The organism is Corynebacterium sp. LaCa_23 (assembly GCF_058182375.1).
In genome coordinates this window covers 728,799-753,624 of record NZ_CP190825.1, presented here as the reverse complement: position 1 = coordinate 753,624, position 24,826 = coordinate 728,799, and the positions used below count along the sequence as shown (strand labels likewise).

Below are 24,826 nucleotides of genomic sequence, written 5' to 3'. Positions count from 1 at the left end.
TGCGGAGTTCCTAGGGCGTTGGGCTGTTGGAATTTAAATAGCCTTTTCTCCACGCTCGCCGGTGCGCACGCGGATGATGTCATCGATGGAGGATATCCAAATCTTGCCGTCACCAATTTCGCCGGTGCAGGCGGCCTCGACGATGGCGTCTACGATCTCCTCGGCTTGGTCATCGGCGACGATGAGCTCAATTTTGGCCTTGTTGACAAAGGACGTGGCGAACTTGGCGCCGCGGTAGATTTCCTTGTTGCCGCGTTGCTGGCCAAAGCCTTCCACCTCGGAAACGGTCATTCCGGGCGAGCCCAGTTGCTGGAGCGCTTGCTGGATATCGTCCAAGGTAAACGGCTTGACCACGGCTGTAATGAGTTTCATGTCTGTTCCTACTTTCGCTGTTTATTCGGTGGATTAGTCCCGGCTCGTCGTTCCGCGCATGGCACGGCCGCCGATGTCGTAGCCGGTCTCGCGGTGGCCACCGAAGTCAATGCCGTCGGTTTCAATCTGGTCGGTCACGCGCCAGCCAATCGTGGACTTGAGTATTACCGCGATAATGGCGGTGATGATGGCGGCAAAGATTACGGCAACTACGGCGATGAGGAACTGGACGACCAACAGCTTCCAGCCGTCGGCGCCGCCACCGGTAAAGATGCCGCGGTCATTGGCAAAGAAGGCAATAGCGATGGTGCCCCACAGGCCGGCGACCAGGTGGACGCCCACAACGTCGAGGGAGTCATCGAAGCCAAAGCGGAACTTCAGTCCCACGCCCACGCTGCCGAGCATGCCGCCGAATAGACCCATGATGAGGGAGGTTACGGGATTCAAGTCACCAGCTGCCGGGGTGATAGTCACCAAGCCGGCCACAACACCGGAGGCCGCACCCAGAGAGGTGCTGTAGCCATCGCGAATCTTTTCCACGAGCAACCAGCCCAGGATGGCTGCAGCGGTAGCGGCGGTGGTGTTGATCCAGGCCAGGCCGGCAAGGCCATCGGCAGCAAAGGCGGAACCGCCATTGAATCCGAACCAACCGAACCACAACAGACCGGCACCCAACATGACCATGGGTAGGTTGTGGGGGCGCTGCACGCTGTGCGGGAATCCCTGGCGCTTGCCCACCACGATGGCCAAGACCAAAGCGGCCGTACCAGCGGAGATGTGGACGACGGTACCGCCGGCAAAGTCGATGGGTGTAATGAGGGCCTCGCCGTCTTCGCTGCCGAAGATCCAGCTGGCGATGCTGTTTTCGCCATCACCAAGGATGCCGCCGCCCCAGACCATGTGTGCCAGCGGGAAGTAGACGAGGGTTGCCCAGATACCGCTAAAAATCATCCACGTGCCAAACTTCACGCGGCCTGCCAGCGCACCGGAGATAATCGCGGTGGAGATAACGGCGAAGGTGAGCTGGAATCCAATATCGATGACGTTGGGATAACCATTCTCCCCTTCGATGTAGCCACCGTTGTCATCAAAAATGGAATCCTTCAGCCCGAAAAGTTCGAAGGGATTGGCAACGATTCCGCCCCAGGACTCGGTGCCGTAGCTCATCGACCAACCCCAGAGGACGTAGATAATGCTGACCACGGCGAGAGAACCGAAGGACATCAGCATCATGTTGAGCACGCCCCTGCGCTCAGTCATGCCTCCATAGAAAAGTGCCAGCGCTGGCGTCATCAGCAGCACGAGAGCTGCGCTTATGAGCATCCAACTGGCATTACCTGCAGTCACCGCATCCATTGCGTCTCCTTGTAGATTGTCCAAAATTTTCTTTTTATAACGGTAGTCTTACAGGTATTTAATATCTATTGACGTATAGATAGTTCCCCCATGTGGGGCTAGTACACTCCCCTGTACTGCAGGTTCACATACCCCAAGGCAGCGAAGATTACGTGAGAGACTGGAGCTCACCCCAAAGGAGTTAAATCGACCCGCCATAGAAGGCAGCCCGCACCCAGCACTTGCACTTCACCCCCGGATAGTGAAATCTTTTGCCGGAATGTGCACACCGTTCTACAGTACTTAGCGGTTGAAAAATAACATTCTTCACTTCGGACACTTTGTGCCCATGTACTAACCGTCTATTACGTATAAGGAACGCGTACATGTCCGCATCCAACATTCCCCCAGCCACTCCCGCAGAGGAACGGACTATCAAAACCGTGGCCGAGCAGGCATCGACAAGCCCGGAAGAGCTCACCAAAAAGCGCCGCTTTAGCGATGGCTGGAAGCTCTTTGTCTGCATTGTGATCGTTGTCGTTGGTGCCTTGGGCTCCTCCTTGGTGCAGACCAACGGCGGCAATATTCAGGTCACCGATCTCAAAATCGCCGGCAAGCACGGCGCCACCGTGACCGCGGATCTTTTCCGGCCCAAGGACGCGACACCGGAGAATAAAGCACCGATGGTGATCGTCTCGCCCGGTTTCCAGCGCACCAAGGAAACCCAGGTGTCCAACTCGCTGGAGCTGGCTCGGCGCGGCTTTGTCACCCTGGTAGTTGACCCGTATAACCAGGGCGAGTCCAGCTCGCAGCACCCGGATGATGGCGATACCGCCGTGGTCACCGCTATTGATTACGTCACAGATCACCTGGATACGTTCAATTACGTCGATGAGGATCGCATCGGCATTACTGGCCACTCCGCCGGCGGTACCGCGGTGCGCACCGCCGCCAATAAGTATGGCAAGAAGGTCGATGACGCCCTCGAGGCCGCCAAGGATCCGGATAGCGAAGGCGGCACCACCATCACGGACGGCGAGCGCAAGCGCGCCGAGGACCTGGACAAGATCTCCGCGGTCTTTATCTCCGGCTGGCTCAAGAACTTAAACGATAAGAAGTTTGCCCACGTGCACTCCAATATGGCGCTGGGGTATGCCCGCTACGATGAAGGCGGCTACCGCAATATCAACGGCGATGGCGATCTGCGCGATGCCCCAGAGGCCCTGTCCATGGTCAACTCTGGGCTCAAGAAACAAGACCAGGTGGACCGCATTGAGATCGGCCGGGGCTACGGGGACATCGACGAGGGCACGTACCGCGTTGCCTATAACGATGAAACGCTGCACCCGCTGCAGCCGCTTACACCCAGTGCCATCGGCAGTATCCTCGAGTTCTTCGATGACACCCTGGATGCACCGGTGAAGATGGATTCCGGCAATCAGACGTGGTGGCTCAAGGAGGTCTTTAACCTCCTGTCCCTCATCGGCGGCATTGCCATGCTCTTCCCGCTGACCCGCATGCTCTTGCGTACCCGCTACTTCGCCCCGGTGGCACAGGTTCTCCCGACGGTACCGAAGCGTCCGCGGGGCAAAGAGGCCGCGAAGTTCTGGGCATTCTTCGTGCTTTCGGCGGCCATCGCGTTCTTCACGTTCATGCCGCTGGCGAACCTTTCGCAAGACGTTTTCTACGATGCCGCGAATAAGGTCAGCACCTGGTTCTTCCCGGCGCGCATGGTCAACTCGGTGGTCTTGTGGGCCATCGTCAACGGCATCGTCGGGCTCATCCTGTTCTATATCACCCGGGATAAGTCCACCTATGCCCGCGGCGAGCGCGCCCGCGCGTGGGGCATCACGATGAGTTGGCGCACCTTCTGGCGCACGCTGCTGCTGGCCTTCATCTTGCTCTTCGTGTACTTCTCCGTGCTATCCATCGTCTACCTCGCCTTCCACAGCGATTACCGCTTCCTGGTCGTAGCCTCGCGCCCGCTGACGCTGCGCTGGTTCCTGGTGGCGCTGATGTACGTGCCGGCGATGTTCATCTTCTACCTGGCCAACTCCATTCGCGCTGGCGTGGGCACGCGCTATAGCGATACGCCTAAGTGGCAGACCTACCTCATTGCGGCGCTGGCCAACTCCGTCGGCTTGGCGATGATCTTCGTTATCCAATATTCCGTCTTCGCCGCCACCGGCACGGTGCACTGGACCGATGACTGGCTGTATGTGAACATGCTGCAGTCCATCTTGCCCATGATGATCCTGCTGCCCATCTTGAACAAGATGTTTTATGCCAATACCGGCCGCGTATGGCTTGGGCCCCTGGTTATCGCACCTATCTTTATCACCATGTCCTTGGGCGGCAGCGTGGCCTATATCCCGAGCCTGGCTTAAGCTTTAAGCCATGAGTGAAATCACTAAGCAGTATTCCGTTGACCTTAACCGCGTAGAAAATTCGGTGTACCGCGCCACCAATGCGGATGGCGCCAGCATCGAGTTCGGCCGCGGGGAGGGCCTGTTATCGCCGGTCGAGCTCCTGCTGGCTGCCGTCGCCGGATGCACCGCGGTGGATGTGGATGTCGTGACCTCCCGGCGCACCGAGCCGGAGTCTTTCCGGGTGCATGCAGAGGGCGACCGCGTGGATGAGGATGGCGCCTCGCGGCTTTCCGATGTCCGCGTTGCCTTCGACCTCGCCTTCCCCTCCACCCCGGACGGCGATAAGGCCCGCGCGCTGGTAGATAACCTCATCCGCATTTCCCACGAGAAGGACTGCACGGTATCTCGCACCGTGGAACACGCCACGAACGTGGAATTTAGCAACGAGTCAAAATAAACACGATTCCCCCACTATCTCCTGCTATGGTGCATTTGTTAACTATTGTGACTAATGCGATCACTGCAGGAGCTTTTTATGTCACCATCCCTGCCTCGTCGCGGCCTCTTGAAGGCAAGCGCCCTTGCCGTTACCGCCGGAGCCATCGGTGCGGCCACACCCTCTGCCGCCGCCCTCGGCCCAGTGCGCGGGACCATCATCGACTTTTCCTCCGGCATCCCCTCCCCCGCCGCCATCAAGCGCGCGGGACACATCGGTGCCATTCGCTACGTCTCCAATAAGCGCCCCGGCGCAGCCTGGATGACCGGCAAGCCGGTCACGCTCCAAGAGGCTGCGGCCAATGCCGCGGCCGGCCTGCCCACGGCTTCGGTCTATCAATTCGGCCGCGCCGAAACCGCCGATTGGAAGCAGGGCGCGGCAGGCGCTGCCATCCACGCCCCGCAGGCCATTTCGGTGCACAAGGCCGCCGGTGGACCCACGCACCGCCCCATTTATATCGCCATCGACGATAACCCCACCCGCGAGCACTACACCCAGTTCATCCGGCCGTACCTGCAGGCATTTTCCAAGGCCCTGTCTGTGGCCGGTTACCAGACCGGCGTCTACGGAAACTACAACACCATCGAGTGGGCCAGCCAGGATGGGATTGGCACCTTCTACTGGATGCACGATTGGGGTTCCAACGGGAAAATCCACCCCAAGACCACCATTCACCAGCTGCCGCAGTCGCGCCAGCAGACCATCGAGAACGTCATTGTCGATGTCAACGAGGTCTACGCCAGCGACTGGGGCCAATGGACGCCCGGTTCCAAGCAGCCAGGCATCCAGGATCTCAGCTCCACCCTGGACAAGGCCATCCCAAATATGCCGGAGCTGCCGCAGCTCAACGCGGATGGGGTGAGCTTTAAGGGGTCATCGCTAAGCAACGAGCAAATTCGCGGGCTTGCCGATGCCGCCCAGGACATCGCCAAGGCCATTAAGTAGGCCTATTTCCCCTTAGGCTCGGAGGACTTCTTTTCGTCCTTCTTGTCCTCGTCCTTCTTCTCGCTCGAGGACGGCTTCTCCAAGGTCGTCTCGATGGGCGGGACGTCCTCGCCGTCCTTGTACTTCAGGAACCGCTCGGTAGCCTTACCCAGGTTCTCGCCGGTGATTTCGCTCTTGACGTAGTCCGTGAGGTCATCGGCAGAACCATTAATGGAGGCCGCGGCGACGAAGTTCTTGCCAAAGGACACCGAGGAATTGATGGACTTGTCATTAGACCAGCCCCACTTGCTGCCCACCACATTTGAGAGCTTCGCGGTGCCATAATCCTGGTCATAGCCATCTTCTGAGACGGGATCCGCGTGCGACATCGCCACCAGCACGGGGTGGGTCTCATCGCGCTTGATGAGCTGAGAGATGAAGCTGGCCACGTCATAGGTGGAGGTTTCCGAATAACCCCAGGTCTCGCCCGCCTTGGTGGATTCCAGATCGTATTCCTTGGCAATCTTATCGATGGAATCCGGGTACTTCTTAAACAGCTCCTCGGCGCTCTTATCAGAAGAGCTGGCGATCATACCGAGCGCCTCGTATTTGTCCTCGTACTCGCCCTGCTCAATGACGTAGGTAGCAATATAGAGCTTGATAAGGCTAAGCGCCGGGCGGGGATCGTGTTCTGCCGCAGAGCCCATATACATACCATCGTGCAGGCGAATATAGCTAATGGAATGGCCCTCATCCCCCTTGAGGAACTCATTGATCCGCGGGGGCACCGTTGTCGCCCTATGCGCGGTAATCGTGGTGTCTTCGGCTTTGGCGGTGCTGTCTCGCTCGCTATTGCTGCACCCAGCAACCGTAGAGCAGGCAAGCATGCACACGGCAAGGGCGGCACCAGCCTTTACTGATGCCGCCGCGTTGAGAGAGGACGGTTTAAACACGTCGAACCATATTACCGGTAATTGCTCCTTTTCGGGCAATTAGTGCTGGACTGGGGCCTCGACGCCCACACCGGTCAGGGAACGAACTTCCATCTCTGCCGCCAGCTCGTCCAAGTTATCTGGCTTGGTCACGATGGAGACGAACCAACCGACGAAGAAGGACAGCGGGATGCTGACCAGACCCGGCGAGGTCAGCGGGAAGATAGACCAGTCCGCGTTCGGGAACATGGCGCTTTCGGTGCCGGATACCGCTGGGGAGAAGAAGATGAGGACCAAGCAGGAGACAACACCGGTGTACATGGAGACCACGGCACCCGCGGTGTTGAAGCGGCGCCAGTACAGCGAGTACAGGATGGTCGGCAAGTTTGCCGATGCCGCCACTGCGAAGGCCAGGGATACCAGGAAGGCCACGTTCTGGGTCATCGCCAAGATGCCCAAGATGATGGAGACAATACCCAGGACCACCACGGTGGCCTGCGAGACGCGCACCTGCTCTGCCTCGGTGGATTCACCGTTGCGGATAACCGCGTGGTAGATATCGTGCGCGATGGAGGCGGAGGCGGTAATCGCCAGGCCCGCCACCACGGCGAGCACGGTAGCAAAGGCCACGGCGGAAATAATGGCCATGAAGATGGAGCCACCGATTTCCAGTGCCAGCAGCGGTGCCGCGGCGTTCGCGCCACCCGGTGCGTTCAGGATGCGGTCCGGGCCAACCAGTGCGGCTGCACCGTAGCCCAGGATCAGGGTCATCAGGTAGAAGGCACCGATGATAACGATGGCCCAGGTCACGGAGCGGCGCGCCTCAACGGCGGTCGGCACGGTGTAGAAGCGCATCAGAACGTGTGGCAAGCCGCCCACACCCAACACGAGGGACATACCCAAGGAGATGAAGTCCAGCTTAGCGGCGGTAGAGCCACCGTACTTCAGGCCCGGCTCCATGATTTCCTTGGCCTCATAGCCCTTTTCATGGAGGTAGTCGGACGACGCGTGCATATCAATCGCTGTGCTGAACATGTTGCTGAAGCCACCGCGCAGGGAGACAAACACCATGATGCACATGACGACCACACCGGTCACCAACAGGACGGCCTTAATCATCTGCACGTAGGTGGTGCCCTTCATGCCGCCGACCAAGACGTAGAGGATCATCAGCACGCCGACGATACCGACGACAACTGCCTGCCACTTGAAGTCATGGATGTTCAGCAGCACGGCCACCAGCGAACCGGCGCCGGCCATCTGGGCAATGAGGTAGAACAGCGTCACGAAGAGTGTGGCGATGGACGCGGCCACGCGCACCGGCTTTTGCTTCAGGCGGAAGGACAAAACGTCCGCCATGGTAAAGCGGCCCACGTTACGCATCGGCTCAGCCACGAGCATCAGGGCTACGAGCCAAGCGACGAAGAAGCCGACGGAGTACAAGAATCCGTCGTAGCCGTTAAGCGCCACCGCACCAACGATGCCGAGGAAGGATGCCGCAGAAAGGTAGTCACCGGAAATGGCCAAGCCATTCTGGCGGCCGGAGAACGAGCCACCACCGGTATAGAAGTCAGACGCCTTCTTCGTGGACTTGCCGGCGTGCAACACGACGGCCATGGTAACCACGAGGAAGATGCCGAAAATGGAGATATTCAGAATCGGGTTACCGGCAGAAGTTTCTTGTGCAAGGTAAGTGGTAGTCATTTACTTGGCCTCCAACTTCTCGCGAATAGCAACCGATTTAGGCTGAATATTCTTATTGGCGTATTTCACGTAAATCCAGGTAATAATGAACGTGGTCAGGAACTGGGCCAGACCGAAGACGAGGCCGACGTTCCAGCCGCCATCGCCGAGCTCAATGGCCATAAAATCAGGCGCAAACACGGCGGTGAGCACGTAGACGATGTACCACACGAAAAACGCGACGGTCATGGGAAAGGTGAAACTACGATAAGCGCTGCGCAGCTCGCCAAACTCTTCGCTATCGCGCATTTCTATGTAGTCGGCTGCCGTAAGCTCACGGCGCTCGACTGGAGCAGTTGTATCACTCATAGAAGGGTTGTCTCCTTGGGTGAGAGAGGTTCTGTACAAACGAGGCGCAATGTGTTGTCCATCACTACCCGCGTTGCTATGTAAGATACAGAACAATCTTTGCAAAGCAGTAAATATTGCCAATATGCCTCACAAAAACTCCCCCCTTTTAGCCCGATAGGTTCCGGTGAACTGGGCTAATATTCTTTGCAAATCACCCCCTCCACCCCAGAGTTAACGTGTTCGCAAATTTTGTTAACCAGACATTAACTAATGAGTAAAGGCGGCGCGAAAGGAACCACCTATCAGCGAGGTGAGTGCCTTAACCAGCACGTACTTCCCACTCAGCCATCCTGCACAGCAAAAGCCACCGACGACGCCGTCGCCGGTGGCTCCTTAGCTCGAGGTACTGTCTTAGCCCTCCGCGCCTGGGAATTCGCTGGGATCATTAAACATGCGGCCAAAGCCTTCTTGGCCTTCCAAGGAGTCAATCGCCGCGATTTCGTCCTTGCCCAGCTCCAGCTCCGCGGCGGCCAGGTTCTCCTTGAGTCGCTCGCTGCGGGCGGACTTCGGAATAACGGAAATGCCCTTGGCCATCAGGTACGCCAGCACCACCTGACCTTCGGTAGCCTCGTGCGCGGCGGCGATCTTTTCAATCTCCGGGTTATTAAGCACCACGCCGCGCGCCAGCGGCGACCACGCCTCGGTCACGATGCCGTGCTTGTGGTGGAACTCGCGCAGCTGCGGCTGGGTGAACCCAGGGTGCAGCTCTACTTGGTTGAGCACCGGGGTAATGCCGGTCTTGTCAATGAGATCCTCGAGGACCTCCTCGTAGAAGTTAGCAACACCGATGGAAGCGATTTGCCCCATCCCCTGCAGGCGGGCAATGGATTCAAAGGTCTCCACGTACAGCCCACCCTGTGGCCACGGCCAATGGATGAGGTACAGGTCCAAGTAATCCAGCTTCAACTTCTCCATGGATTCCTGGAAGGCCTGTTCCGCCTTCTGCGCGCCGTGGTGGGAGTGCCAGACCTTGGAGGTGATAAACAGGTCCTCGCGGCTGACATCGCCCGCGTCAATGGCCTGGTTCAGCGCAGTACCCAAGGCCCCCTCGTTCTTATACAGCGTCGCCGTATCAAAGTGGCGGTAGCCCAGGTCAATGGCTTCGCGGACTACGCGAATGCATTCATCGTCATTGAGCTTGTAGGTGCCCAGACCGAGCTGGGGCATCTCGCGGTCATCATTGAAAGAAATAGTTGGCACAGTCATAGTTCCCATTGTGCCCCAGTTTCCCGTCTTATGCGGGCACTTGAAAGAACTAAGGCCCCAGTACAGCGAAAAACCGGCTCCCCTTTTTCGGGAGCCGGTTCAACGTTTGTAGCGCAGTTTAGTCGGCGCGGATGAGGTCAATGATAAAGACCAGGGTGCGGCCGGACAGCGGGTGCGCGCCGCCGGCGGGGCCGTAGGCCTTTTCCGGCGGGATGATGAGTTGACGGCGACCGCCCACCTTCATTCCCGGGATGCCCTCTTGCCAGCCGGCAATGAGACCGGTCAGTGGGAACTCGATGGACTGGCCACGGTCCCACGAGGAATCGAATTCTTGGTTGGTCTCATATTCGGCACCAACGTAGTGGACCTCCACTACGCCACCAGGCTGGGCTTCAGCGCCATCGCCTACGACGATGTCCTCGATGACGAGGTCGGTCGGCGCCGGGCCAGACTGGGCTTCAATAACAGGTTTATCCATGGGGATTATTCTCCTTGGGAAATCTAGTTTGTTCGTGCGGTCGCAATAAAACCGAACCGAGCTGCACCAATTATAGTGCTCAAGCCCGATTCGGCTGAATTGGGGCGACCAAAAGCGCTATTTAGCGCTCGCTGCGAGGGGTAACCTTGCGCAGGGTTTCACCGGTGTAAATCTGGCGAGGACGGTTGATCTTGGTGTTCATCTCCAGCTGCTCGCGGTACTGGGCAATCCAGCCCGGCAGGCGGCCGATGGCGAAGAGGACAGTGAAGAAGTCCGTCGGGAAGCCCATGGCGCGGTAGATGAGGCCGGTGTAGAAGTCCACGTTCGGGTAGAGCTTGCGGGAGACGAAGTAGTCATCGTTCAACGCAATCTCTTCCAGCTTCATGGCCAGGTCCAGCATTGGGTCGCCGCCCAGGTGATCGATGATCTCGTGTGCGGTTTCCTTGACGATGGCCGCGCGTGGGTCGTAGTTCTTGTACACGCGGTGGCCGAAGCCCATCAGGCGAACGCCCTTTTCCTTGTTCTTCACGCGGTTCATGAAGTCGGTAGCGTCGCCGCCGTTGTTCTTCTCGATGTCCTCGAGCATCTCCAGCACGGCCTGGTTAGCACCGCCGTGCAGCGGGCCGGACAGGGCGTTGATGCCGCCAGCGATGGAGACGAACATGTTGGCCTGCGCAGAACCAATCATGCGCACGGTGGAGGTGGAGCAGTTCTGCTCGTGGTCAGCGTGCAGGATGAGCAGCTTGTCCAGTGCCTTGGAGACAACCGGGTCAACCTCGTACTCCTCGGTGGGGTAACCGAACATCATGCGCAGGAAGTTCTCGCGCGCGTTCAGGTTGTTATCCGGGTACATATAAGGCTTGCCCTGGGATGCGCGGTAAGCGTAAGCGGCCAGCATCGGCACCTTAGCCAGCAGGCGAACGGTGGCCTTGTCCAGCTGCTCCTCATCCAGTGGGTCCAGCTGATCCTGGTAGTAGCTGGAGAGAATGTTCACGGAGGAAGCAAGCACGGCCATCGGGTGGGCATCGCGCGGGAAGATGTTGAACTGCGCCTTAAAGTCCTCATCCAAGAGGGTGTGGTGGCGGATGGCGCTATTGAACTGCGAGAGTTCCTGCTCATCCGGCAGGTGGCCCTTGATCAGCAGGTAGGAAACCTCATTGAAGGTGGCGTTATTTGCCAATTCAGCAATATCGTAGCCACGGTAGCGAAGGATGCCCTCCTCACCGTTAATAAAGGTAATCTTGGACTCGGTGGAGCCGGTGGAGGTGTAGCCGGGGTCGAAGGTAACAAGCCCGGTTTCCTTGCGGAGCTTGGAGATATCGAAGCCGGAATCGCCCTCAGTGGACTGCTTGATATCCATCTCGTACTCGTTGCCAGCGTGCTTGAGTACTACCTTGTTTTCTTCAGTAGACACGGAATTTCCTTTCCCTGTTAAAGAGTTCTTTAAGGCACTAACTTAGACAAGTCAGCCTTATACCTATTCACACTCTAGCAAACTTTGTGATTCTGCCAACAAGTTTACGGGCATCAAAATACCTGCCATGCAACCGGAACTGTTCTACACTGGCGGCATGAGTACTCCAGAAATCACCCTGCCAGCAGATCTCTTGCCTTCCGATGGCCGCTTTGGCTGCGGCCCCTCCAAGGTGCGTCCCGCCCAAATCGAGGCCATAGACCCCGCTATCGTGGGCACCTCGCACCGCCAGCCGGCGGTGAAAAACCTCGTGGGATCCGTACGCGAGGGCTTAAGCGATCTCTTCTCGCTTCCTGAAGGGTACGAGATCGTCCTGTCTTTGGGCGGCGCCACCGCCTTTTGGGACGCGGCCACCTTTGGCCTCATCGAGCGCCGGTCGGCCCACCTGACCTTTGGCGAGTTCTCCACCAAGTTTGCCAAGGCAGCCTCCAAGGCCCCGTGGCTCGATGCCCCGGCTCTTACCGAATCCCCCGCCGGCACCGCCCCGGATCCGCGCGAGCTTGCTGCCGATGCCGATGTCGCCGCCTGGGCCCACAATGAAACCTCAACCGGTGCGATGACGGAGGTCGTTCGCCCCCACCCCCACAACGACCAGCAGCTCGTGCTTGTCGATGCCACCTCTGGCGCCGGCGGCCTTCCCGTCAATATCGCAGAGACCGACGTGTACTACTTTTCGCCGCAGAAGTGCTTTGCTTCCGACGGCGGACTCTGGCTCGCCGCGATGTCCCCGGCGGCCTTAGAGCGCATCGAAAAGATCAACAACTCCGACCGCTTCATTCCGGAGTTTTTGAACCTGCAGACCGCGGTAAACAACTCCCGCAAGAACCAGACCTATAACACCCCGGCGATCGCCACCCTGCTCATGCTGGATAACCAGATCAAGTGGATGAATGACAACGGCGGGCTCGACGGCATGGTCAAGCGCACCACCGAGTCCTCCTCCACGCTGTACAACTGGGCCGAAGCCCGGCCGGAGGCCACCCCGTTCGTCAGCGACCCGGCGGCGCGCTCCCTAGTCGTGGGCACCATCGATTTCGATGACTCCGTGGATGCCGCCCACCTTGCCGCCACCCTGCGCGCCAACGGCATCCTCGATGTCGAGCCGTACCGCAAGCTGGGCCGCAACCAGCTGCGCGTGGGCATGTTCCCGGCGATTGAGCCTGGGGACATCGCCAAGCTCACGCAGTGCATCGACTACGTGCTGGATGCCAACTAAGTCATCAACATGCCCCGCCGCCTCGCATGGCGCGGGGCCTTTTCGCGTTATAGTTGACTGCATCACAGATCCGTCCTTCCGTCGATAGGCAAAGGAGCGCCACACTATGCGCGAGCTGTTTCTCGTTGACAGCGAATCGAGCGAAGACTCATTGGTGCTACGCACCGAAGAAGGCGAAGAGTTTTCCCTTCCCATCACCGATGAGCTGCGTTCCGCCCTCACGCCCGCCGCTAGCAAGCCGGAGCCGCCGAAGCTAGCGCCGATGCCCAAGCCCTCCCACGAAGAGGAAGAAAAGCAGATCCGGCCGGCAGAGATCCAAAACCGCATCCGCGCCGGCGCGTCCACCGCGGAGCTCGCGGAAGAGATGCACGTGGATGAATCGCGCATCGAGCCCTTCGCCTACCCGGTCATGCTGGAGCGCAACCGCATTTCTGAGGTGGCCAAGCAGGCCCACCCGGTGCGCGAAGACGGCCCGGCCAAGCTCACCCTGTGGGAAGTACTGGCAAGCTCCTTTGCCGCCCGCGGTCACTCCCTCTCGGAGTCCACGTGGGATGCCTACCGCCACCAAGGCGAGCCGTGGGTTGTGCGGGTGACCTGGAAGGCTGGCCTTTCTGAAAACGAGGCGGAATGGACCTTCAAGCAGTCCATGTCCTCCCCCGCTACGGTCGAGGCCCGCAACTCGGTCGCGGCAGATCTTACGGACCCGGACTTCGTGCAGCCGGTGCGCTCGCTAACCTCCCTGGGCAGCGGCCGCTACGACGAAGCCATTGACGGCGATCAGCCCGCCAATGTCACCGATATTTCCGGTTCCAGCGAAGGGACGGAAGAAGAGGAATTCCTGCAGAATCCTTCCTCCGAAGCCAAGCCCTCGAAGCGCCGCCGCAAGGCCGTCACCCCACACTGGGAGGACGTGCTCTTGGGCGTTCGTTCCAATACCAAGCGCCCGAGGGACTAAACAGTGGACATCTCTCATGCCGTTCTCACGCTGTGGTACATCTCCAAGCCCGGCGCTGAAGAAGTTCTCAAGACCGAGCTCAAGGCTGACCGCGGGTTCGGCCGCAAGTTCCTAGCCCAGCTCAACCCGAAATTCCCGGTCACCCCGATCGGGCAATTCCCCCTGAACCGCTCCGCGCAGACGGATCCGAATGAGTACTACATCGGCGGCTATCCAGGCATTACCGTGGTGCAAACGGTCTGCGAGGGCGATTCCGTCCTGCTCTCCCAACTGCCGAACGACCTCTTAAACGCAGTCCCCGCCCAGCGGGTTATCGCGCTGGTTAGCAACGCGGACGAAGACTATGCAGGCTTCGCGCTGTGGGAAGGCGGCGAACTCAAGCGCTGCCTGTGCGCCACCCGCGACCGCCTCTACGAGGACACTGGCCTGCCCGAGCCCTTTGAGGCGCCGTTTTGGGCCGGCGAAAAGGACGAATCCCTCGGCGGCATTTCGCTGCCGTTTAGGCCCCACAGCATCATGGAGGCCGCCCAGGAACACTGGTTGGGCATCACCGTGGGGAGGGAAGGCCCAGACCTGGACGTCGTGGGCTATGCCGTGGACGGGCGCCCCGAACCCAAGATCGATCCGCCCAAGCCAAAGCAGCCGGTCAGCGAGTTCGCCGCCCAATCAGCGAATAAGCTGGGCCTGAACGATTATGACGACTACGAGGATCACGATGCCGAGCCGGATTCCACTGGCGATGAGATCCTTTCTACCGCCAAGCACCTCGGCTCGTTGATTAGCAACTGGCTGCGTCAGACGTTCAAGTCACTCAAGGAACGCTGGCGCTCATAAAAGGAAATGGCGGCCGCGGTCGCAACATTAAGGGAATCGGTACCAGGGGCCATCGGTATCCGCGCGCGGATATCAGTGGCCTTCATCGCGTGCTCGGTAAGCCCGGGGCCCTCCGCGCCTACCAGCATGGCCACCTTGTCCTGCCCGTGCATGGCCTCTGCTAGGTGCACCGCCTGGGGGTTGGGGGTTAAGGAAATGAGGGTAAAGGAGGCATCGGCAAGCGCCTGCAAGGAACGCTGCCACGTGGTGAAACCGCCCTCCAAATGGGCAAAGGGCACGCGAAGCACGTGGCCCATGGATACGCGCACCGAGCGGCGATAGAGCGGATCCGCAGCACCCGAGCCGAGCAAGACCGCATCCACGTTCATGCCGGCCGCGTGGCGGAAAATGGCGCCGATATTTTCATGATCCCCCACGCCCTCCAGCACGGCGATGGTGCGGGCCTGCTCCAGGATCTCGCCCACCTCCGGCTCTGGGGCGCGGTCCGCTGCGGCAACCAAACCGCGGTGCATATCGAAGCCCGCGACCTCCGCCAGGGTCTCGCGCGAGACCTCGTAGACGGGGCACTCGGGCTCGCCGTACTCGGCAAAGAAGGCCTCCAGCTTCTGGGGAAAGCCCACCAAGCAACGCATGGGAAACCGCGATTCCATCAGGCGGGCGGCCACCAAGGGGCCTTCTGCAATGACCAAACCCTCGCCGGATTTATCGGATTTATTGAGGTTCCGAATATCATCCAGACGAGGGTCACGGGGATCAGAAATGTGCATGCCTTCCAGGCTAGCCGATGGCCTCCGAAATCGGATCGATGCCAAAGTAAATGACGAACAAGCCAGCAAGCAGCCACATGATCCAGTGCACCTGCTTGGCCTTACCAGCAAAGGTGGACATGAGCGCGAAGGTAATAAAGCCCACGCCAATGCCGTTAGCAATGGAATAGGTAAACGGCATGACCACGATGGTTAAAAAGGCCGGGATGGCCACTTCCATGCGGGTCCACGGGATATCCGTGAGCTGCGCGGCCATCATCACGCCGACGATGACCAGGACGGGCGCGGCGGCCTCGATGGGCACGATCTCATAGAGCGGGGTGAAAAACATCGCGGCGATAAACAGCAAGCCGGTCATGATATTGGCCAGGCCGGTGCGCGCGCCATCGGCAATGCCGGCAGAGGAATCCGCAAAAACGGTATTCGAGGATGCCGAGCCCAAGCCACCGGCCACCGCGCCGGCGCCTTCCACGACCAGCGCCTTCTTCATACCCGGCAGGTTGCCGTTGTCATCCACGAGCTTGGCCTGCTTGCCCAGCCCGGTCATGGTGCCCATGGCATCAAAGAAGTTGGTCAGCAGCAGGGTGAAGATGAGCAGGACCGTGGAAATCACGCCAATATTGGCAAAGGCGCCAACCAGGTTCACATCGCCCACGATGGAAAGATCCGGCAGGCCTCCCAGCGCCTCCGGGCTCTCCGGGGCGGCCATGCCCCAGTCCTCGGAGTCCGTGAGCGCCTGAACAATAAAAGCAATCACGGTGTTGAGGATGATGGCAATAAAAAGCCCGCCCGGCACATTGCGGATGACCATAAAGGCACAAACAATAAGGCCGATGACGAAGACCACCGCCGGCCAGGTGGCAATCGAGCCATTAATGCCCAGCCCCACCGGCACGGTGGTCTGTGCGGCATCGGGCACGCGGGTGACGAACCCGCCATCCACGAAACCGATCATGGCGATGAACATGCCAATGCCCACGCCCATCGCGGCCTTCATCGGCTGCGGGATGGCGTCAAATACCGCGGTGCGGAATCCGGACACGGCGAGCAGGACGATGATAAGGCCCTCGATTACCACGAGGCCCATTGCTTCTTGCCAGGTCAGCCCGCTGGTGGCGACCATGCTGACGGCAACGAAGGTATTCATGCCCAGGCCCGCGGCCATGGCGAAGGGGTACTTCGCAATCGCACCGAAGGCAATGGACATCACGCCGGCGACCAGCGCCGTGGCGGCCGCAACCTGCGGCACGCCTAAGGTATAGCCCTCCGCGTCCGGGCTCGTGCCCAGGATCAGCGGGTTGAGCAAAATAATGTATGCCATGGCGAAGAACGAGACCGTTCCCGCGCGTAGCTCGGTTCCGATGGTGGAACCGCGTTCAGAAATGTGGAAATAGCGATCGAGAGTGGCTTTCACGCCGTGCCCTTTCACGTAGAGCGGTATTTTTACGCCCTAAGTGTGCTGCCTTAATCCTCAAAATCAAAATCTTGGTAAATGGGCTTTTCATCATCGAAGGCCGCGGCCGGCGCCTTCTCCTCGCTCACCCGCGTCTGCGAATGCGCACCGCAACCGTAGCGCGCATGTACAACGCGACCATCGGCGGAATACTCGTTGGCGCATACCCCAAAGTTATCCATGAATTGCATATAAAAAGCGCACGTGCGGCACTGCAGGTGCGCCTTGGCCGCCATCTCCGAGGTTGGGCCATATTCTTCTTGCCAGCGATGCTTGGCATCCGCCAGCCCCTTGGCGGAAAGCTCATCTCCATTCAGGCGCTCATCATCGATGGCCGGCGGCATGAGGTCTCCCGGGCCCAAATCCCCCGGCAGCACGCGATCCTCATACGGCACCCACTCCGGGGCCTGCAGCGCCTCCCCGCCCGGCACCAGCGCCACCTCGTTGACGGTGACGTAGCGCGAGCCATCCGCGCACGCGAGCACGGCCTGCCATTCCCATCCTGGGTAGCCCGGCATATCCGCCGCAAAGCGATGGGTGACAACGTTGCGGCCCATTCCGGCGACGCCCCTATGCTTGCCGATGCCCCCTTCCCCCACCTCTTCCAATGCCTCACGCGCAATGCGTACGGCGCGGGAATCGATCAACGGATTTGCTTTTCGCTTACTCACGCCCCTCATTATTCATGATGGCCCGCCAACAGTGGTACATATGGTGCATGTCGTTTCTCCGCCGCGCCGCGCTCATTGCCGTGCCCTGCTGCGCCTTAACAGCCTGCTCTTCTGATGCTTCTGAATCTTCCTCCCCCGAGCACCTATCAGTGGAAGTCCTCGATACCGCGCCGCTGCCAGAGAACTCCTTTACGCAAGGCCTAGAAGAAGACGGAGAGGGCAACCTCCTGCTCGGCACCGGGCAATGGGGCGAATCCAAGCTCATCCGCTTCTCCCCTGAAACCGGCGAGGTCCTCCAAGCCCATGCCCTGGATGACTCGCTTTTTGGGGAAGGCATTACCCAATACGGCGATTCCATCTGGCAATTGACCTGGAAGCGCGGGCAGGCCCTGCGCTATGACGGCGACTTCCAGCGCACTGGGACCGCCACCTATACCGGCGAAGGCTGGGGGCTTTGTGCCAACCAGGACGAGCTCATCATGTCCGATGGCACCTCTACCCTGCGGCACATGGATCCGGAAACCTTTGCGGAGCGCTCCACCACCGAGGTCACCCTCGAGGGCTCGCCCGTAGAGGATCTCAACGAGCTGGAATGCGTGGACGGTGATGTCTATGCCAACGTGTGGCAGACCAACGATATCTACCGCATCGATCCCTCCTCTGGGGAGGTCACCGCGGTGATTTCTACCGATGCCATCGATAAATCGAAATACACCGATCCCGATGATGTCTTAAATGGCATCGCCCATATCAAGGGCACCGATGAATTCTGGCTTACCGGCAAGCGGTGGGATGAGCTCTACCGCGTTCGAGTAAAGTAATGGGCCATGGCAACCCGTAAGGAAGCAAGGAAAAAGTCGCTGCTGCAAATCCTCGCGCTCATCGTGGTCGTGGCGGTCATCGTCGCCTCCGCGGTGATCTTCCAGAGCTGGCGCAATTCGCGGCCAGGCCCTGAGCCGAGCGAGATTGCGATTACCGCCTCCGTGGGGGATAACACCAAGGAGGTCACGCCCTACCTCGTATGCGAGCCGGGAACCGATTGCCCTGAAGGCGATGTCCCCCAGCTAACCGTGGGCGAGGATGACACCTTGCATCTTGAAATCCCCGAGGAGATTTCTAATCACGAATGGAAGGTGCTGTCCATTTATGATGACCCCGCCGCCAATGATGAGACCTCTCACGGTGCGAATGAAACGACCGAGGTAGATATCCCCGGTTCGGTAGATCCCATCGAGGCATCGACTGGCGAGCGCCCCCGGCTCATGGTGGTGGAGGTCTCCTCCCTCATGATTGGCACCGACGACGATGGCGAAGAAACCCCCCTCGCCACCGTGTGGTCCCTATCCACCATGGATAATTAACTATCTAAATCCTTCGCAATCGCGCGGAGGATTTCTGCTACTTGGCGCCCGGTCTTGCGCTCGGGGTAGCGCCCCGAGTTCAGCACCGGCTGCACCTGGGATTCCAGCAGGGTCATGACATCAGAGACCATGCTGCCGAGCTCTTCCGGCTTGCGCGACGGCGTGCGGCGGCGCGGCTTATCCAGCACGCGCACCCGCAGCGCCTGCGGCCCGCGGCGCCCCGCCGCGAAATCGAATTCGATGCGCTGGCCCGGAAAGATTTCTTCTACTCCCTTGGGCAGGACATTCCGGCCGACGTAGACGTCTTCATCGCCCGGGTTGCTAACGAAACCGAAACCTTTCTCGGCGTCATACCACTTCACTTTGCCAATGGGCATAGGTATCCACCTCTTCTCTTGGGTAAATTCTTAAGTTTAGCTGGAAGTTATACAGAACAGAAGTTCCACGTGTCGTGTGATATAGTTCACAACACCGCAATTACCTGCGGAAATATTACAGACGGAACCACAATAGTCTCAATTCTTTCCCATTTAGTGCCCAGAACGTGACTATTTCGTTATAAACCGCTACGCTGGCCCCCAGTGTCGCCGCAAAGAAGGTTTCCCCGCCCATCCTTTCTTCTAGGCGCAAATCATTTCCACGAAAACGGGCACCACGGAAAGGACTACTTTTATGGGACGCCACTCCGCTAAGACTAACCACTTTGCCGCTAAGTTCACCGCGGGCACCGTTGCCTTGGGCGCAGCCGCCGCCATCATGGCACCGAACGCCGCCGCTGCCCCTGACTCCGACTGGGACCGCCTCGCACAGTGCGAGTCCGGCGGCGACTGGCACATCAACACCGGCAATGGCTACCACGGCGGCCTGCAGTTCAACGCGCAGACCTGGCAGGCATACGGCGGCGGTGAATTCGCCCCTACCGCTAACCAGGCAACCCGCGAGCAGCAGATTGTCATCGCTGAGCGCACCCTGGCTAACCAGGGCTGGGGCGCATGGCCCGCATGCTCGGCCTCCCTCGGCCTGAACTCCGCGCCGACCGAGCGCACCGCTCCTTCCGCACCCGCTGAGGCACCGCAGCCAGTGCAACAGGCAGTAGAAAACAAGTCCGATGAGCTCGCCGTAGACGCCGTCTACAACCTCGTTAAGGACACCGCTAACGCTTATGGCCTGCAGCTGCCGGCGCAGTTCACCGACTTCTACCACGCCAACCGCCACGACTTTAACGCGTTCTACTCCGCGAACCGCAACGTCATCGACCCGGTTGCACAGCTAATTGAGAACTTCAGCCGCTAAATAAGCACATAAAAATTCCCCTCGCCTTCTGCAGCAAGGGGAATTTTTTTAGCGGTTGATGCGGGTATAAGGGTGAACGTAGTTCAACTTCTCTGCCGGCATCGGCAGCACCAAATCATCGCCGTAGGGGCTGGAGGCACCAGCAAAAGGCGCAGAAATTTCCGTAATTGCATGCTCGCGGTTTTCATTGTCCGGCCACGCCGGGGAAACAAAGCCATTCTTTTCATTCGACATAGCCTTATTATTTCAAACCTCGGGCAAAAACGTAACTCAATCCAGCGCTAAAATTGTGATTTATCATGACTCAGTCCTCCCACCTCCCACATTTTCGCACCTGGCTTAATTCCCTCACTGAAGAGGAACTGGCCACCATCCTTCGCCACCGCCCCGACGTTTTAACCCCGCTGCCACCCTCCATCGCGGCGCTGGCCACGCGATTGCTCTTGCGCACCTCCATCGCCCGAGCGCTAGCGGAGTGTAACGCGCAGCAGTTGGCGGTGCTGGAGGACATCGCCAAGCGCGGCGGGGAGCTTGCAGAGGTAGAAGACCACAACCCCGCCATCACCCGCGAGCTCAAGGAACGCGGCCTCGCCTTTGGCGCGGTGCAAATCCCGCCAGAGGTCATGCCCGCACTCCCCACGGGCTGGTCACTACTTAATCAACTCAATGTATCACCCGAGACAATCGATGCCCTCCCTGAAGACGAACGCCACGTCCTTGCCACCCTGGCGCGCTCCAATGGCATCGGTACCACGCGAGAGACCAATCCGTCCCACCCAGTACCGCGCTTGATTGACAAGCAGCTCCTGCAGCGCGTTGACTCTCAGACCGTCCGCCTGCCGCGCGAGGTGCACCGCGCGATGAAGGGGCATACCGTCCCGCACATTCCCACCGAACCCTCTGCGCGTCGCGGCCAGCCCACCACAGACCGCAAGGCCGATGACGCCGGTACTGCCGCGGGTCTGTCCGTGGTGCGCGGCATGCAACAGCTAATTTCTGCTCTCGGCGCTCGGCCAATCGAACTCCTCAAGGATAAAACCGTCGGCGTGCGCCCGCTTACCCAGCTCAGCAAGCAGCTCGACATTGCGGAACCAGAACTGCGCCGCCTCATCACGCTCGGCCTGTCTGCGCGCCTTATCAACCGCGGCGAACCGTCCGGGTACGAGGGAAACTTCCTCGCTCCCACCGATTCCGCCCAAGAATGGCTCGACGCAGGACTAGCCGCCCAGTGGCGCGTGCTCCTCGCCGCCTGGGAACATTCCCCTTGGACCCCGTGGGAATCCGGCCGGGTGCTCTCTGCCAGCACCGATCGCCTGCCCAAGTTCCGCCGGCATATCCTCGATGTTTACCTCCACTCCGCAGAGCCGCTTTCCGCAGCTGAATTTCAAGCGGACCTGCATTTTTCCTTTCCGCTTTTTGCCACGCATACCTCCCCAGAGACCATCGATGAGCTGCACCACGAGGCGGAATGGATAGGTGCCATCGCGCTCGGGCGAGCTACCAGCGTGCTCATCGATGGCTTCGCTGCGGCCGATGCCTTAACCCCAGACACCATCGATTATTTCCTGATTCAAGCGGATATGACCGTGCTCGTGCCAGGGCCCCTCGAGCCTGCCGCCCATCACACCCTGGAGTCCCTCGCGGACCTAGAATCGCCCGGTTTAGCCAGCGTCTACCGCATCAGCGATGCCTCACTCCGCCGCGGCCTCGACCGCGGGATGACGGGCACAGAGATCCGCGACTTCTTCACCTCGCATGGCGATGTCCCGCATACGCTGGAGTTCCACATCGAGGACATCGCCGGGCGCCACGGCACCCTGCGCTCCGGACCGGCCCTATCCTACCTGCGCAGCGAGGACCCAGCCCTCTTACACATCGCAATGAAGGCCGCCCCGCTGCGCCTGCTCGCCCCCACGGTCGCGATTTCCCAGCTGCGCGTCAGCGACCTGTTGGAGCGCCTGCGCGAGTACGGACTCTCCCCCGCCGCCGAGGACGAAAATGGCGCCAGCCTGTCCATCGCGCCCGAGCCCGCAACGCTGCCAACGCCCAGCCCACGCGGCCAAGCCGCACCGCCCGATATCACGCGTGCGCTGCGCAATCTCACCACTGGGGAGGCTCCAAGCCTGCCCAACCTGGATCTGGTCCACGCCGCCGCACGTACCGCACGCCCCATCACCATTGGCTATGCCGATAAAAATGGCAATACCAAGACCCGCACCGTTACCCCGCTTACCGTCGCCGGCGGCCAAATCGATGCCCGCGCCGCCGATGGCTCCACCATCCGGTTTCCCTTGCACCGCATCACCTCCGTTACCCTAGACGCATGAACGGACCACTGATTGTGCAGTCAGACAAGACCGTCTTGCTGGAAGTCGATCATCCAGATTCCGCCGCTGCGCGCACCGCCCTCGCACCGTTCGCGGAGCTGGAACGCGCCCCCGAACACGTACATACCTACCGCATTACTTCCCTGGCGCTATGGAATGCCCGCGCCGCCGGACACGACGCCGAGCAGGTCGTCGATGTCCTCGAAACCTACTCCCGGTTCCCGGTCCCGCAATCGCTGCTTGTCGATGTCGCCGAAACCATGTCGCGCTACGGCCGCGTCCGCCTCCACGCCCACCCCGCCCACGGGCTCATCCTCGAATCCGAAGAGCCCGCCATCCTTACCGAGCTCTCCCGGGGCAAAGTAGGAAAACTGCTTGGTGCGCGCATCGATGACAACACCATCGCCGTCGCGCCCTCCGAGCGCGGCCGCCTCAAGCAGGAACTCCTCAAAGCCGGCTGGCCCGCCGAAGACCTCGCCGGCTACATCGACGGTGAATCCCACCCCATCGCGCTGAACGAGGATGGCTGGCACCTGCGCAATTACCAGGAATACGCCACCGACGCCTTCTGGTCCGGCGGTTCGGGCGTAGTGGTCTTGCCTTGCGGTGCCGGAAAAACCATCGTTGGTGCCGCCGCCATGGCAAAGGCGCAATCTACCACCCTCATCTTGGTCACCAATACCGTTGCTGGCCGCCAGTGGCGCGACGAGCTCCTGCGCCGCACGACGCTTTCCGCCAACGACATCGGCGAGTACTCCGGTGAAAAGAAAGAAATCAAGCCGATCACCATCGCCACCTATCAAGTGGTCACCCGAAAAACCAAGGGTGAGTACCGCGCCCTTGAACTCTTCGATTCCCGCGACTGGGGCCTTATTATCTACGACGAAGTACACCTGCTGCCCGCACCCGTATTCCGCATGACCTCGGACCTGCAATCGCGGCGCCGGCTAGGGCTTACCGCCACCCTCGTGCGCGAGGATGGCCGTGAAGGCGATGTGTTCTCCCTCATCGGCCCGAAGCGTTACGACGCGCCGTGGAAAGAGCTGGAAATGGCCGGCTATATCGCCACCGCGGAGTGCATCGAAGTCCGCGTGGATATGGATCCGGAAGAACGCATGCTCTATGCCACCGCGCAGCCGCGCGATCGCTACCGCATCGCTGCACAGGCCTCGGCCAAGCTCCGCGCCGTCGATAAGATCCTTGCTTCCCACGACCAGCAAGCGCTCATCATCGGCGGATACGTGGACCAACTGCGCGAATTAGGTGAACACCTCGATGCCCCCGTCATTGATGGCACCACCTCTACCGCCAAGCGCGAAAAACTTTTCCAGCAATTCCGCGAGGGCGAGCTGGCCATCCTCGTCGTTTCCAAGGTGGCCAACTTCTCCATTGACCTGCCCGAAGCTGCACTAGCCATCCAGGTCTCCGGCACCTTTGGCTCCCGCCAAGAAGAGGCCCAACGCCTCGGCCGCCTGCTGCGCCCGAAGGAAACCGAGGCGCTCTTTTATACCCTGGTCACCCGCGACAGCCTAGATGCGGACTACGCCATGCACCGCCAACGCTTCCTCGCCGAGCAAGGATATGCCTACCGGCTCATGGACGCAGTAGACTTAGGCCAATGAAGATCTTTAAGTTCGACGTTGACGAGTCCTTTGCCAAGGCCAATAACGAGTTATTGCGTGATTCCAACCGGCTTCGCGTGTCCGGGCTTATCTTCGGCCTCATCCTGATCATCGCCGGTGCCGCTGTTTGGTGGAGCTTTTCCTGGGGAATCACCTTGGGCTTAGGGCTCATCCTCTTTGGCATCGTCGTTGCCATCGTCGGCGTCGCCGCCGCAAGCAAGGTAGGAACGGCCCAATCCCTCTATGATTCTTATCCGCTCGCTCCCGCCGTCATCGCACAGGTCAACGAACGAGATATGATCCTTCTTGCCTTGGTAAATACTAATGTGGATCCGTCCCTTCCCCCACGCTGGGGCGCGTGCCTGCGCACGGTGTCTTCCATCCCCGGCGTCCAACGCACCGTTGGCACCAAGGTTCCGGTCGCCGCCGTATCCGGCCAGCGTTCCACCTCCGATAAAGAGCATTGGCAGCAAATCTCCCCCATGCCCATTGCTTGGGGAACTCCCGATGCTGAAACCGTCACCATCGCCCGCAAATCCATCCCCCAGGAACAATGGCAGCGCCTAGAGCGCGCCCGCAAGCGGCTTTCCGATGTCAAAGCCACCCGCTATGACCTGCTCGTCCTCTAGCCAGGACTCTCAAGCACC

General features: G+C 59.9%; 25 protein-coding genes. 12 read left to right on the top strand and 13 right to left on the bottom strand.

Annotated elements, in window-relative coordinates; all coding sequences use genetic code 11:
* Nucleotides 1-33: 33 nt before the first annotated feature.
* On the bottom strand, nt 34-372 hold the full coding sequence (locus ACP8IT_RS03750) for a P-II family nitrogen regulator (protein ID WP_023028498.1): 339 nt from the start codon (nt 370-372) through the stop codon (nt 34-36).
* Nucleotides 373-405: 33 nt separating this feature from the next.
* A complete protein-coding gene (locus ACP8IT_RS03745) occupies nt 406-1,728 on the bottom strand; it encodes an ammonium transporter (protein ID WP_474896240.1) in 1,323 nt (440 codons plus the stop codon).
* Between the two features lie 365 nt (nt 1,729-2,093).
* Here ACP8IT_RS03745 and ACP8IT_RS03740 point away from each other — a divergent pair, with 365 nt between their 5' ends.
* From ACP8IT_RS03740 to ACP8IT_RS03730, 3 genes are all read left to right on the top strand, one after another.
* A complete protein-coding gene (locus ACP8IT_RS03740; RefSeq protein WP_302527163.1) occupies nt 2,094-4,094 on the top strand; it encodes a poly(ethylene terephthalate) hydrolase family protein in 2,001 nt (666 codons plus the stop codon).
* A gap of 10 nt (nt 4,095-4,104) precedes the next feature.
* Nucleotides 4,105-4,533: an OsmC family protein gene (locus tag ACP8IT_RS03735; RefSeq protein ID WP_302527162.1), complete on the top strand. Its 429-nt coding sequence runs from the start codon at nt 4,105-4,107 to the stop codon at nt 4,531-4,533.
* Nucleotides 4,534-4,611: 78 nt separating this feature from the next.
* A complete protein-coding gene (locus tag ACP8IT_RS03730; protein WP_490290589.1) occupies nt 4,612-5,517 on the top strand; it encodes a DUF1906 domain-containing protein in 906 nt (301 codons plus the stop codon).
* A gap of 2 nt (nt 5,518-5,519) precedes the next feature.
* Here ACP8IT_RS03730 and ACP8IT_RS03725 read toward each other — a convergent pair whose 3' ends face one another.
* The 6 genes from ACP8IT_RS03725 to ACP8IT_RS03700 all read right to left on the bottom strand — a co-directional run bounded on the left by ACP8IT_RS03725 (nt 5,520) and on the right by ACP8IT_RS03700 (nt 11,620).
* Entirely contained in the window at nt 5,520-6,449 is a 930-nt protein-coding gene (locus tag ACP8IT_RS03725; protein WP_474901793.1) for a hypothetical protein, read from the bottom strand.
* A gap of 39 nt (nt 6,450-6,488) precedes the next feature.
* The gene (locus ACP8IT_RS03720; protein WP_490290433.1) at nt 6,489-8,132 is read right to left on the bottom strand and encodes a solute symporter family protein; all 1,644 of its coding nucleotides are present in this window, start codon (nt 8,130-8,132) and stop codon (nt 6,489-6,491) included.
* Entirely contained in the window at nt 8,133-8,480 is a 348-nt protein-coding gene (locus ACP8IT_RS03715; RefSeq protein ID WP_005279845.1) for a DUF485 domain-containing protein, read from the bottom strand.
* Nucleotides 8,481-8,873: 393 nt separating this feature from the next.
* Nucleotides 8,874-9,737: an aldo/keto reductase gene (locus ACP8IT_RS03710; RefSeq protein WP_302527159.1), complete on the bottom strand. Its 864-nt coding sequence runs from the start codon at nt 9,735-9,737 to the stop codon at nt 8,874-8,876.
* A gap of 109 nt (nt 9,738-9,846) precedes the next feature.
* Entirely contained in the window at nt 9,847-10,206 is a 360-nt protein-coding gene (locus ACP8IT_RS03705; protein WP_005279843.1) for an FKBP-type peptidyl-prolyl cis-trans isomerase, read from the bottom strand.
* A 121-nt stretch (nt 10,207-10,327) separates the two neighbouring features.
* Nucleotides 10,328-11,620: a citrate synthase gene (locus ACP8IT_RS03700; RefSeq protein ID WP_005279842.1), complete on the bottom strand. Its 1,293-nt coding sequence runs from the start codon at nt 11,618-11,620 to the stop codon at nt 10,328-10,330.
* Between the two features lie 157 nt (nt 11,621-11,777).
* On the opposite strand from ACP8IT_RS03700, the gene serC reads away from it, so the two are divergent.
* From serC to ACP8IT_RS03685, 3 genes are all read left to right on the top strand, one after another.
* On the top strand, nt 11,778-12,896 hold the full coding sequence (gene serC, locus ACP8IT_RS03695) for a phosphoserine transaminase (protein ID WP_034658428.1): 1,119 nt from the start codon (nt 11,778-11,780) through the stop codon (nt 12,894-12,896).
* A 106-nt stretch (nt 12,897-13,002) separates the two neighbouring features.
* A complete protein-coding gene (sepH, locus tag ACP8IT_RS03690) occupies nt 13,003-13,851 on the top strand; it encodes a septation protein SepH (protein ID WP_023030812.1) in 849 nt (282 codons plus the stop codon).
* Between the two features lie 3 nt (nt 13,852-13,854).
* A complete protein-coding gene (locus ACP8IT_RS03685; protein ID WP_490290432.1) occupies nt 13,855-14,685 on the top strand; it encodes a DUF6928 family protein in 831 nt (276 codons plus the stop codon).
* Here the strand turns inward: ACP8IT_RS03685 and ACP8IT_RS03680 are convergent.
* Genes ACP8IT_RS03680 through ACP8IT_RS03670 form a run of 3 tightly spaced genes read right to left on the bottom strand, consistent with a single transcriptional unit; the run spans nt 14,646 to nt 17,585 of the window.
* Entirely contained in the window at nt 14,646-15,452 is an 807-nt protein-coding gene (locus tag ACP8IT_RS03680; RefSeq protein ID WP_005279837.1) for a TrmH family RNA methyltransferase, read from the bottom strand. The two genes, ACP8IT_RS03685 and ACP8IT_RS03680, sit on opposite strands and share 40 nt — an antisense overlap.
* A gap of 10 nt (nt 15,453-15,462) precedes the next feature.
* Nucleotides 15,463-16,866 (bottom strand): NCS2 family permease, encoded by a 1,404-nt coding sequence (locus ACP8IT_RS03675; protein ID WP_237792081.1) that lies wholly within the window; start codon nt 16,864-16,866, stop codon nt 15,463-15,465.
* A 50-nt stretch (nt 16,867-16,916) separates the two neighbouring features.
* Complete coding sequence (locus tag ACP8IT_RS03670; protein ID WP_023030809.1) at nt 16,917-17,585, bottom strand: DUF3027 domain-containing protein; 669 nt, start codon at nt 17,583-17,585, stop codon at nt 16,917-16,919.
* A 5-nt stretch (nt 17,586-17,590) separates the two neighbouring features.
* On the opposite strand from ACP8IT_RS03670, the gene ACP8IT_RS03665 reads away from it, so the two are divergent.
* Together ACP8IT_RS03665 and ACP8IT_RS03660 are read left to right on the top strand one after the other, a co-directional pair.
* A complete protein-coding gene (locus ACP8IT_RS03665) occupies nt 17,591-18,397 on the top strand; it encodes a glutaminyl-peptide cyclotransferase (protein ID WP_237800470.1) in 807 nt (268 codons plus the stop codon).
* Nucleotides 18,398-18,403: 6 nt separating this feature from the next.
* Nucleotides 18,404-18,937, top strand: a complete 534-nt coding sequence (locus tag ACP8IT_RS03660) for a DUF2771 domain-containing protein (RefSeq protein WP_005279829.1) — start codon at nt 18,404-18,406, stop codon at nt 18,935-18,937.
* On the opposite strand, the gene ACP8IT_RS03655 is transcribed toward ACP8IT_RS03660, so the two are convergent.
* The gene (locus ACP8IT_RS03655) at nt 18,934-19,314 is read right to left on the bottom strand and encodes a cold-shock protein (RefSeq protein ID WP_005279828.1); all 381 of its coding nucleotides are present in this window, start codon (nt 19,312-19,314) and stop codon (nt 18,934-18,936) included. The two genes, ACP8IT_RS03660 and ACP8IT_RS03655, sit on opposite strands and share 4 nt — an antisense overlap.
* A gap of 295 nt (nt 19,315-19,609) precedes the next feature.
* On the opposite strand from ACP8IT_RS03655, the gene ACP8IT_RS03650 reads away from it, so the two are divergent.
* On the top strand, nt 19,610-20,230 hold the full coding sequence (locus ACP8IT_RS03650) for a resuscitation-promoting factor Rpf1 domain-containing protein (RefSeq protein ID WP_490290431.1): 621 nt from the start codon (nt 19,610-19,612) through the stop codon (nt 20,228-20,230).
* 48 nt (nt 20,231-20,278) lie between these two features.
* Here ACP8IT_RS03650 and ACP8IT_RS03645 read toward each other — a convergent pair whose 3' ends face one another.
* A complete protein-coding gene (locus tag ACP8IT_RS03645) occupies nt 20,279-20,464 on the bottom strand; it encodes a hypothetical protein (protein WP_023017568.1) in 186 nt (61 codons plus the stop codon).
* Nucleotides 20,465-20,529: 65 nt separating this feature from the next.
* Here ACP8IT_RS03645 and ACP8IT_RS03640 point away from each other — a divergent pair, with 65 nt between their 5' ends.
* The 3 genes from ACP8IT_RS03640 to ACP8IT_RS03630 are packed head-to-tail and all read left to right on the top strand — an operon-like array spanning nt 20,530 to nt 24,808.
* A complete protein-coding gene (locus ACP8IT_RS03640) occupies nt 20,530-22,557 on the top strand; it encodes a helicase-associated domain-containing protein (RefSeq protein WP_490290430.1) in 2,028 nt (675 codons plus the stop codon).
* Entirely contained in the window at nt 22,554-24,179 is a 1,626-nt protein-coding gene (locus tag ACP8IT_RS03635) for a DNA repair helicase XPB (RefSeq protein ID WP_490290429.1), read from the top strand. Before ACP8IT_RS03640 ends, ACP8IT_RS03635 begins: the two co-directional genes overlap by 4 nt.
* Entirely contained in the window at nt 24,176-24,808 is a 633-nt protein-coding gene (locus ACP8IT_RS03630) for a DUF3239 domain-containing protein (protein WP_005279823.1), read from the top strand. The genes ACP8IT_RS03635 and ACP8IT_RS03630 overlap by 4 nt, the downstream gene beginning before the upstream one ends.
* Nucleotides 24,809-24,826: the final 18 nt, after the last annotated feature.

Bases quoted from the DNA above. Each gene is read 5' to 3' on its own strand.
- ACP8IT_RS03750 (WP_023028498.1), bottom strand. From the start codon at position 372: ATGAAACTCATTACAGCCGTGGTCAAGCCGTTTACCTTGGACGATATC.
- ACP8IT_RS03745 (WP_474896240.1), bottom strand. From the start codon at position 1,728: ATGGATGCGGTGACTGCAGGTAATGCCAGTTGGATGCTCATAAGCGCA.
- ACP8IT_RS03740 (WP_302527163.1), top strand. From the start codon at position 2,094: ATGTCCGCATCCAACATTCCCCCAGCCACTCCCGCAGAGGAACGGACT.
- ACP8IT_RS03735 (WP_302527162.1), top strand. From the start codon at position 4,105: ATGAGTGAAATCACTAAGCAGTATTCCGTTGACCTTAACCGCGTAGAA.
- ACP8IT_RS03730 (WP_490290589.1), top strand. From the start codon at position 4,612: ATGTCACCATCCCTGCCTCGTCGCGGCCTCTTGAAGGCAAGCGCCCTT.
- ACP8IT_RS03720 (WP_490290433.1), bottom strand. From the start codon at position 8,132: ATGACTACCACTTACCTTGCACAAGAAACTTCTGCCGGTAACCCGATT.
- ACP8IT_RS03715 (WP_005279845.1), bottom strand. From the start codon at position 8,480: ATGAGTGATACAACTGCTCCAGTCGAGCGCCGTGAGCTTACGGCAGCC.
- ACP8IT_RS03710 (WP_302527159.1), bottom strand. From the start codon at position 9,737: ATGGGAACTATGACTGTGCCAACTATTTCTTTCAATGATGACCGCGAG.
- ACP8IT_RS03705 (WP_005279843.1), bottom strand. From the start codon at position 10,206: ATGGATAAACCTGTTATTGAAGCCCAGTCTGGCCCGGCGCCGACCGAC.
- serC (WP_034658428.1), top strand. From the start codon at position 11,778: ATGAGTACTCCAGAAATCACCCTGCCAGCAGATCTCTTGCCTTCCGAT.
- sepH (WP_023030812.1), top strand. From the start codon at position 13,003: ATGCGCGAGCTGTTTCTCGTTGACAGCGAATCGAGCGAAGACTCATTG.
- ACP8IT_RS03680 (WP_005279837.1), bottom strand. From the start codon at position 15,452: ATGCACATTTCTGATCCCCGTGACCCTCGTCTGGATGATATTCGGAAC.
- ACP8IT_RS03670 (WP_023030809.1), bottom strand. From the start codon at position 17,585: ATGAGGGGCGTGAGTAAGCGAAAAGCAAATCCGTTGATCGATTCCCGC.
- ACP8IT_RS03665 (WP_237800470.1), top strand. From the start codon at position 17,591: ATGATGGCCCGCCAACAGTGGTACATATGGTGCATGTCGTTTCTCCGC.
- ACP8IT_RS03660 (WP_005279829.1), top strand. From the start codon at position 18,404: ATGGCAACCCGTAAGGAAGCAAGGAAAAAGTCGCTGCTGCAAATCCTC.
- ACP8IT_RS03655 (WP_005279828.1), bottom strand. From the start codon at position 19,314: ATGCCCATTGGCAAAGTGAAGTGGTATGACGCCGAGAAAGGTTTCGGT.
- ACP8IT_RS03650 (WP_490290431.1), top strand. From the start codon at position 19,610: ATGGGACGCCACTCCGCTAAGACTAACCACTTTGCCGCTAAGTTCACC.
- ACP8IT_RS03645 (WP_023017568.1), bottom strand. From the start codon at position 20,464: ATGTCGAATGAAAAGAATGGCTTTGTTTCCCCGGCGTGGCCGGACAAT.
- ACP8IT_RS03640 (WP_490290430.1), top strand. From the start codon at position 20,530: ATGACTCAGTCCTCCCACCTCCCACATTTTCGCACCTGGCTTAATTCC.
- ACP8IT_RS03635 (WP_490290429.1), top strand. From the start codon at position 22,554: ATGAACGGACCACTGATTGTGCAGTCAGACAAGACCGTCTTGCTGGAA.
- ACP8IT_RS03630 (WP_005279823.1), top strand. From the start codon at position 24,176: ATGAAGATCTTTAAGTTCGACGTTGACGAGTCCTTTGCCAAGGCCAAT.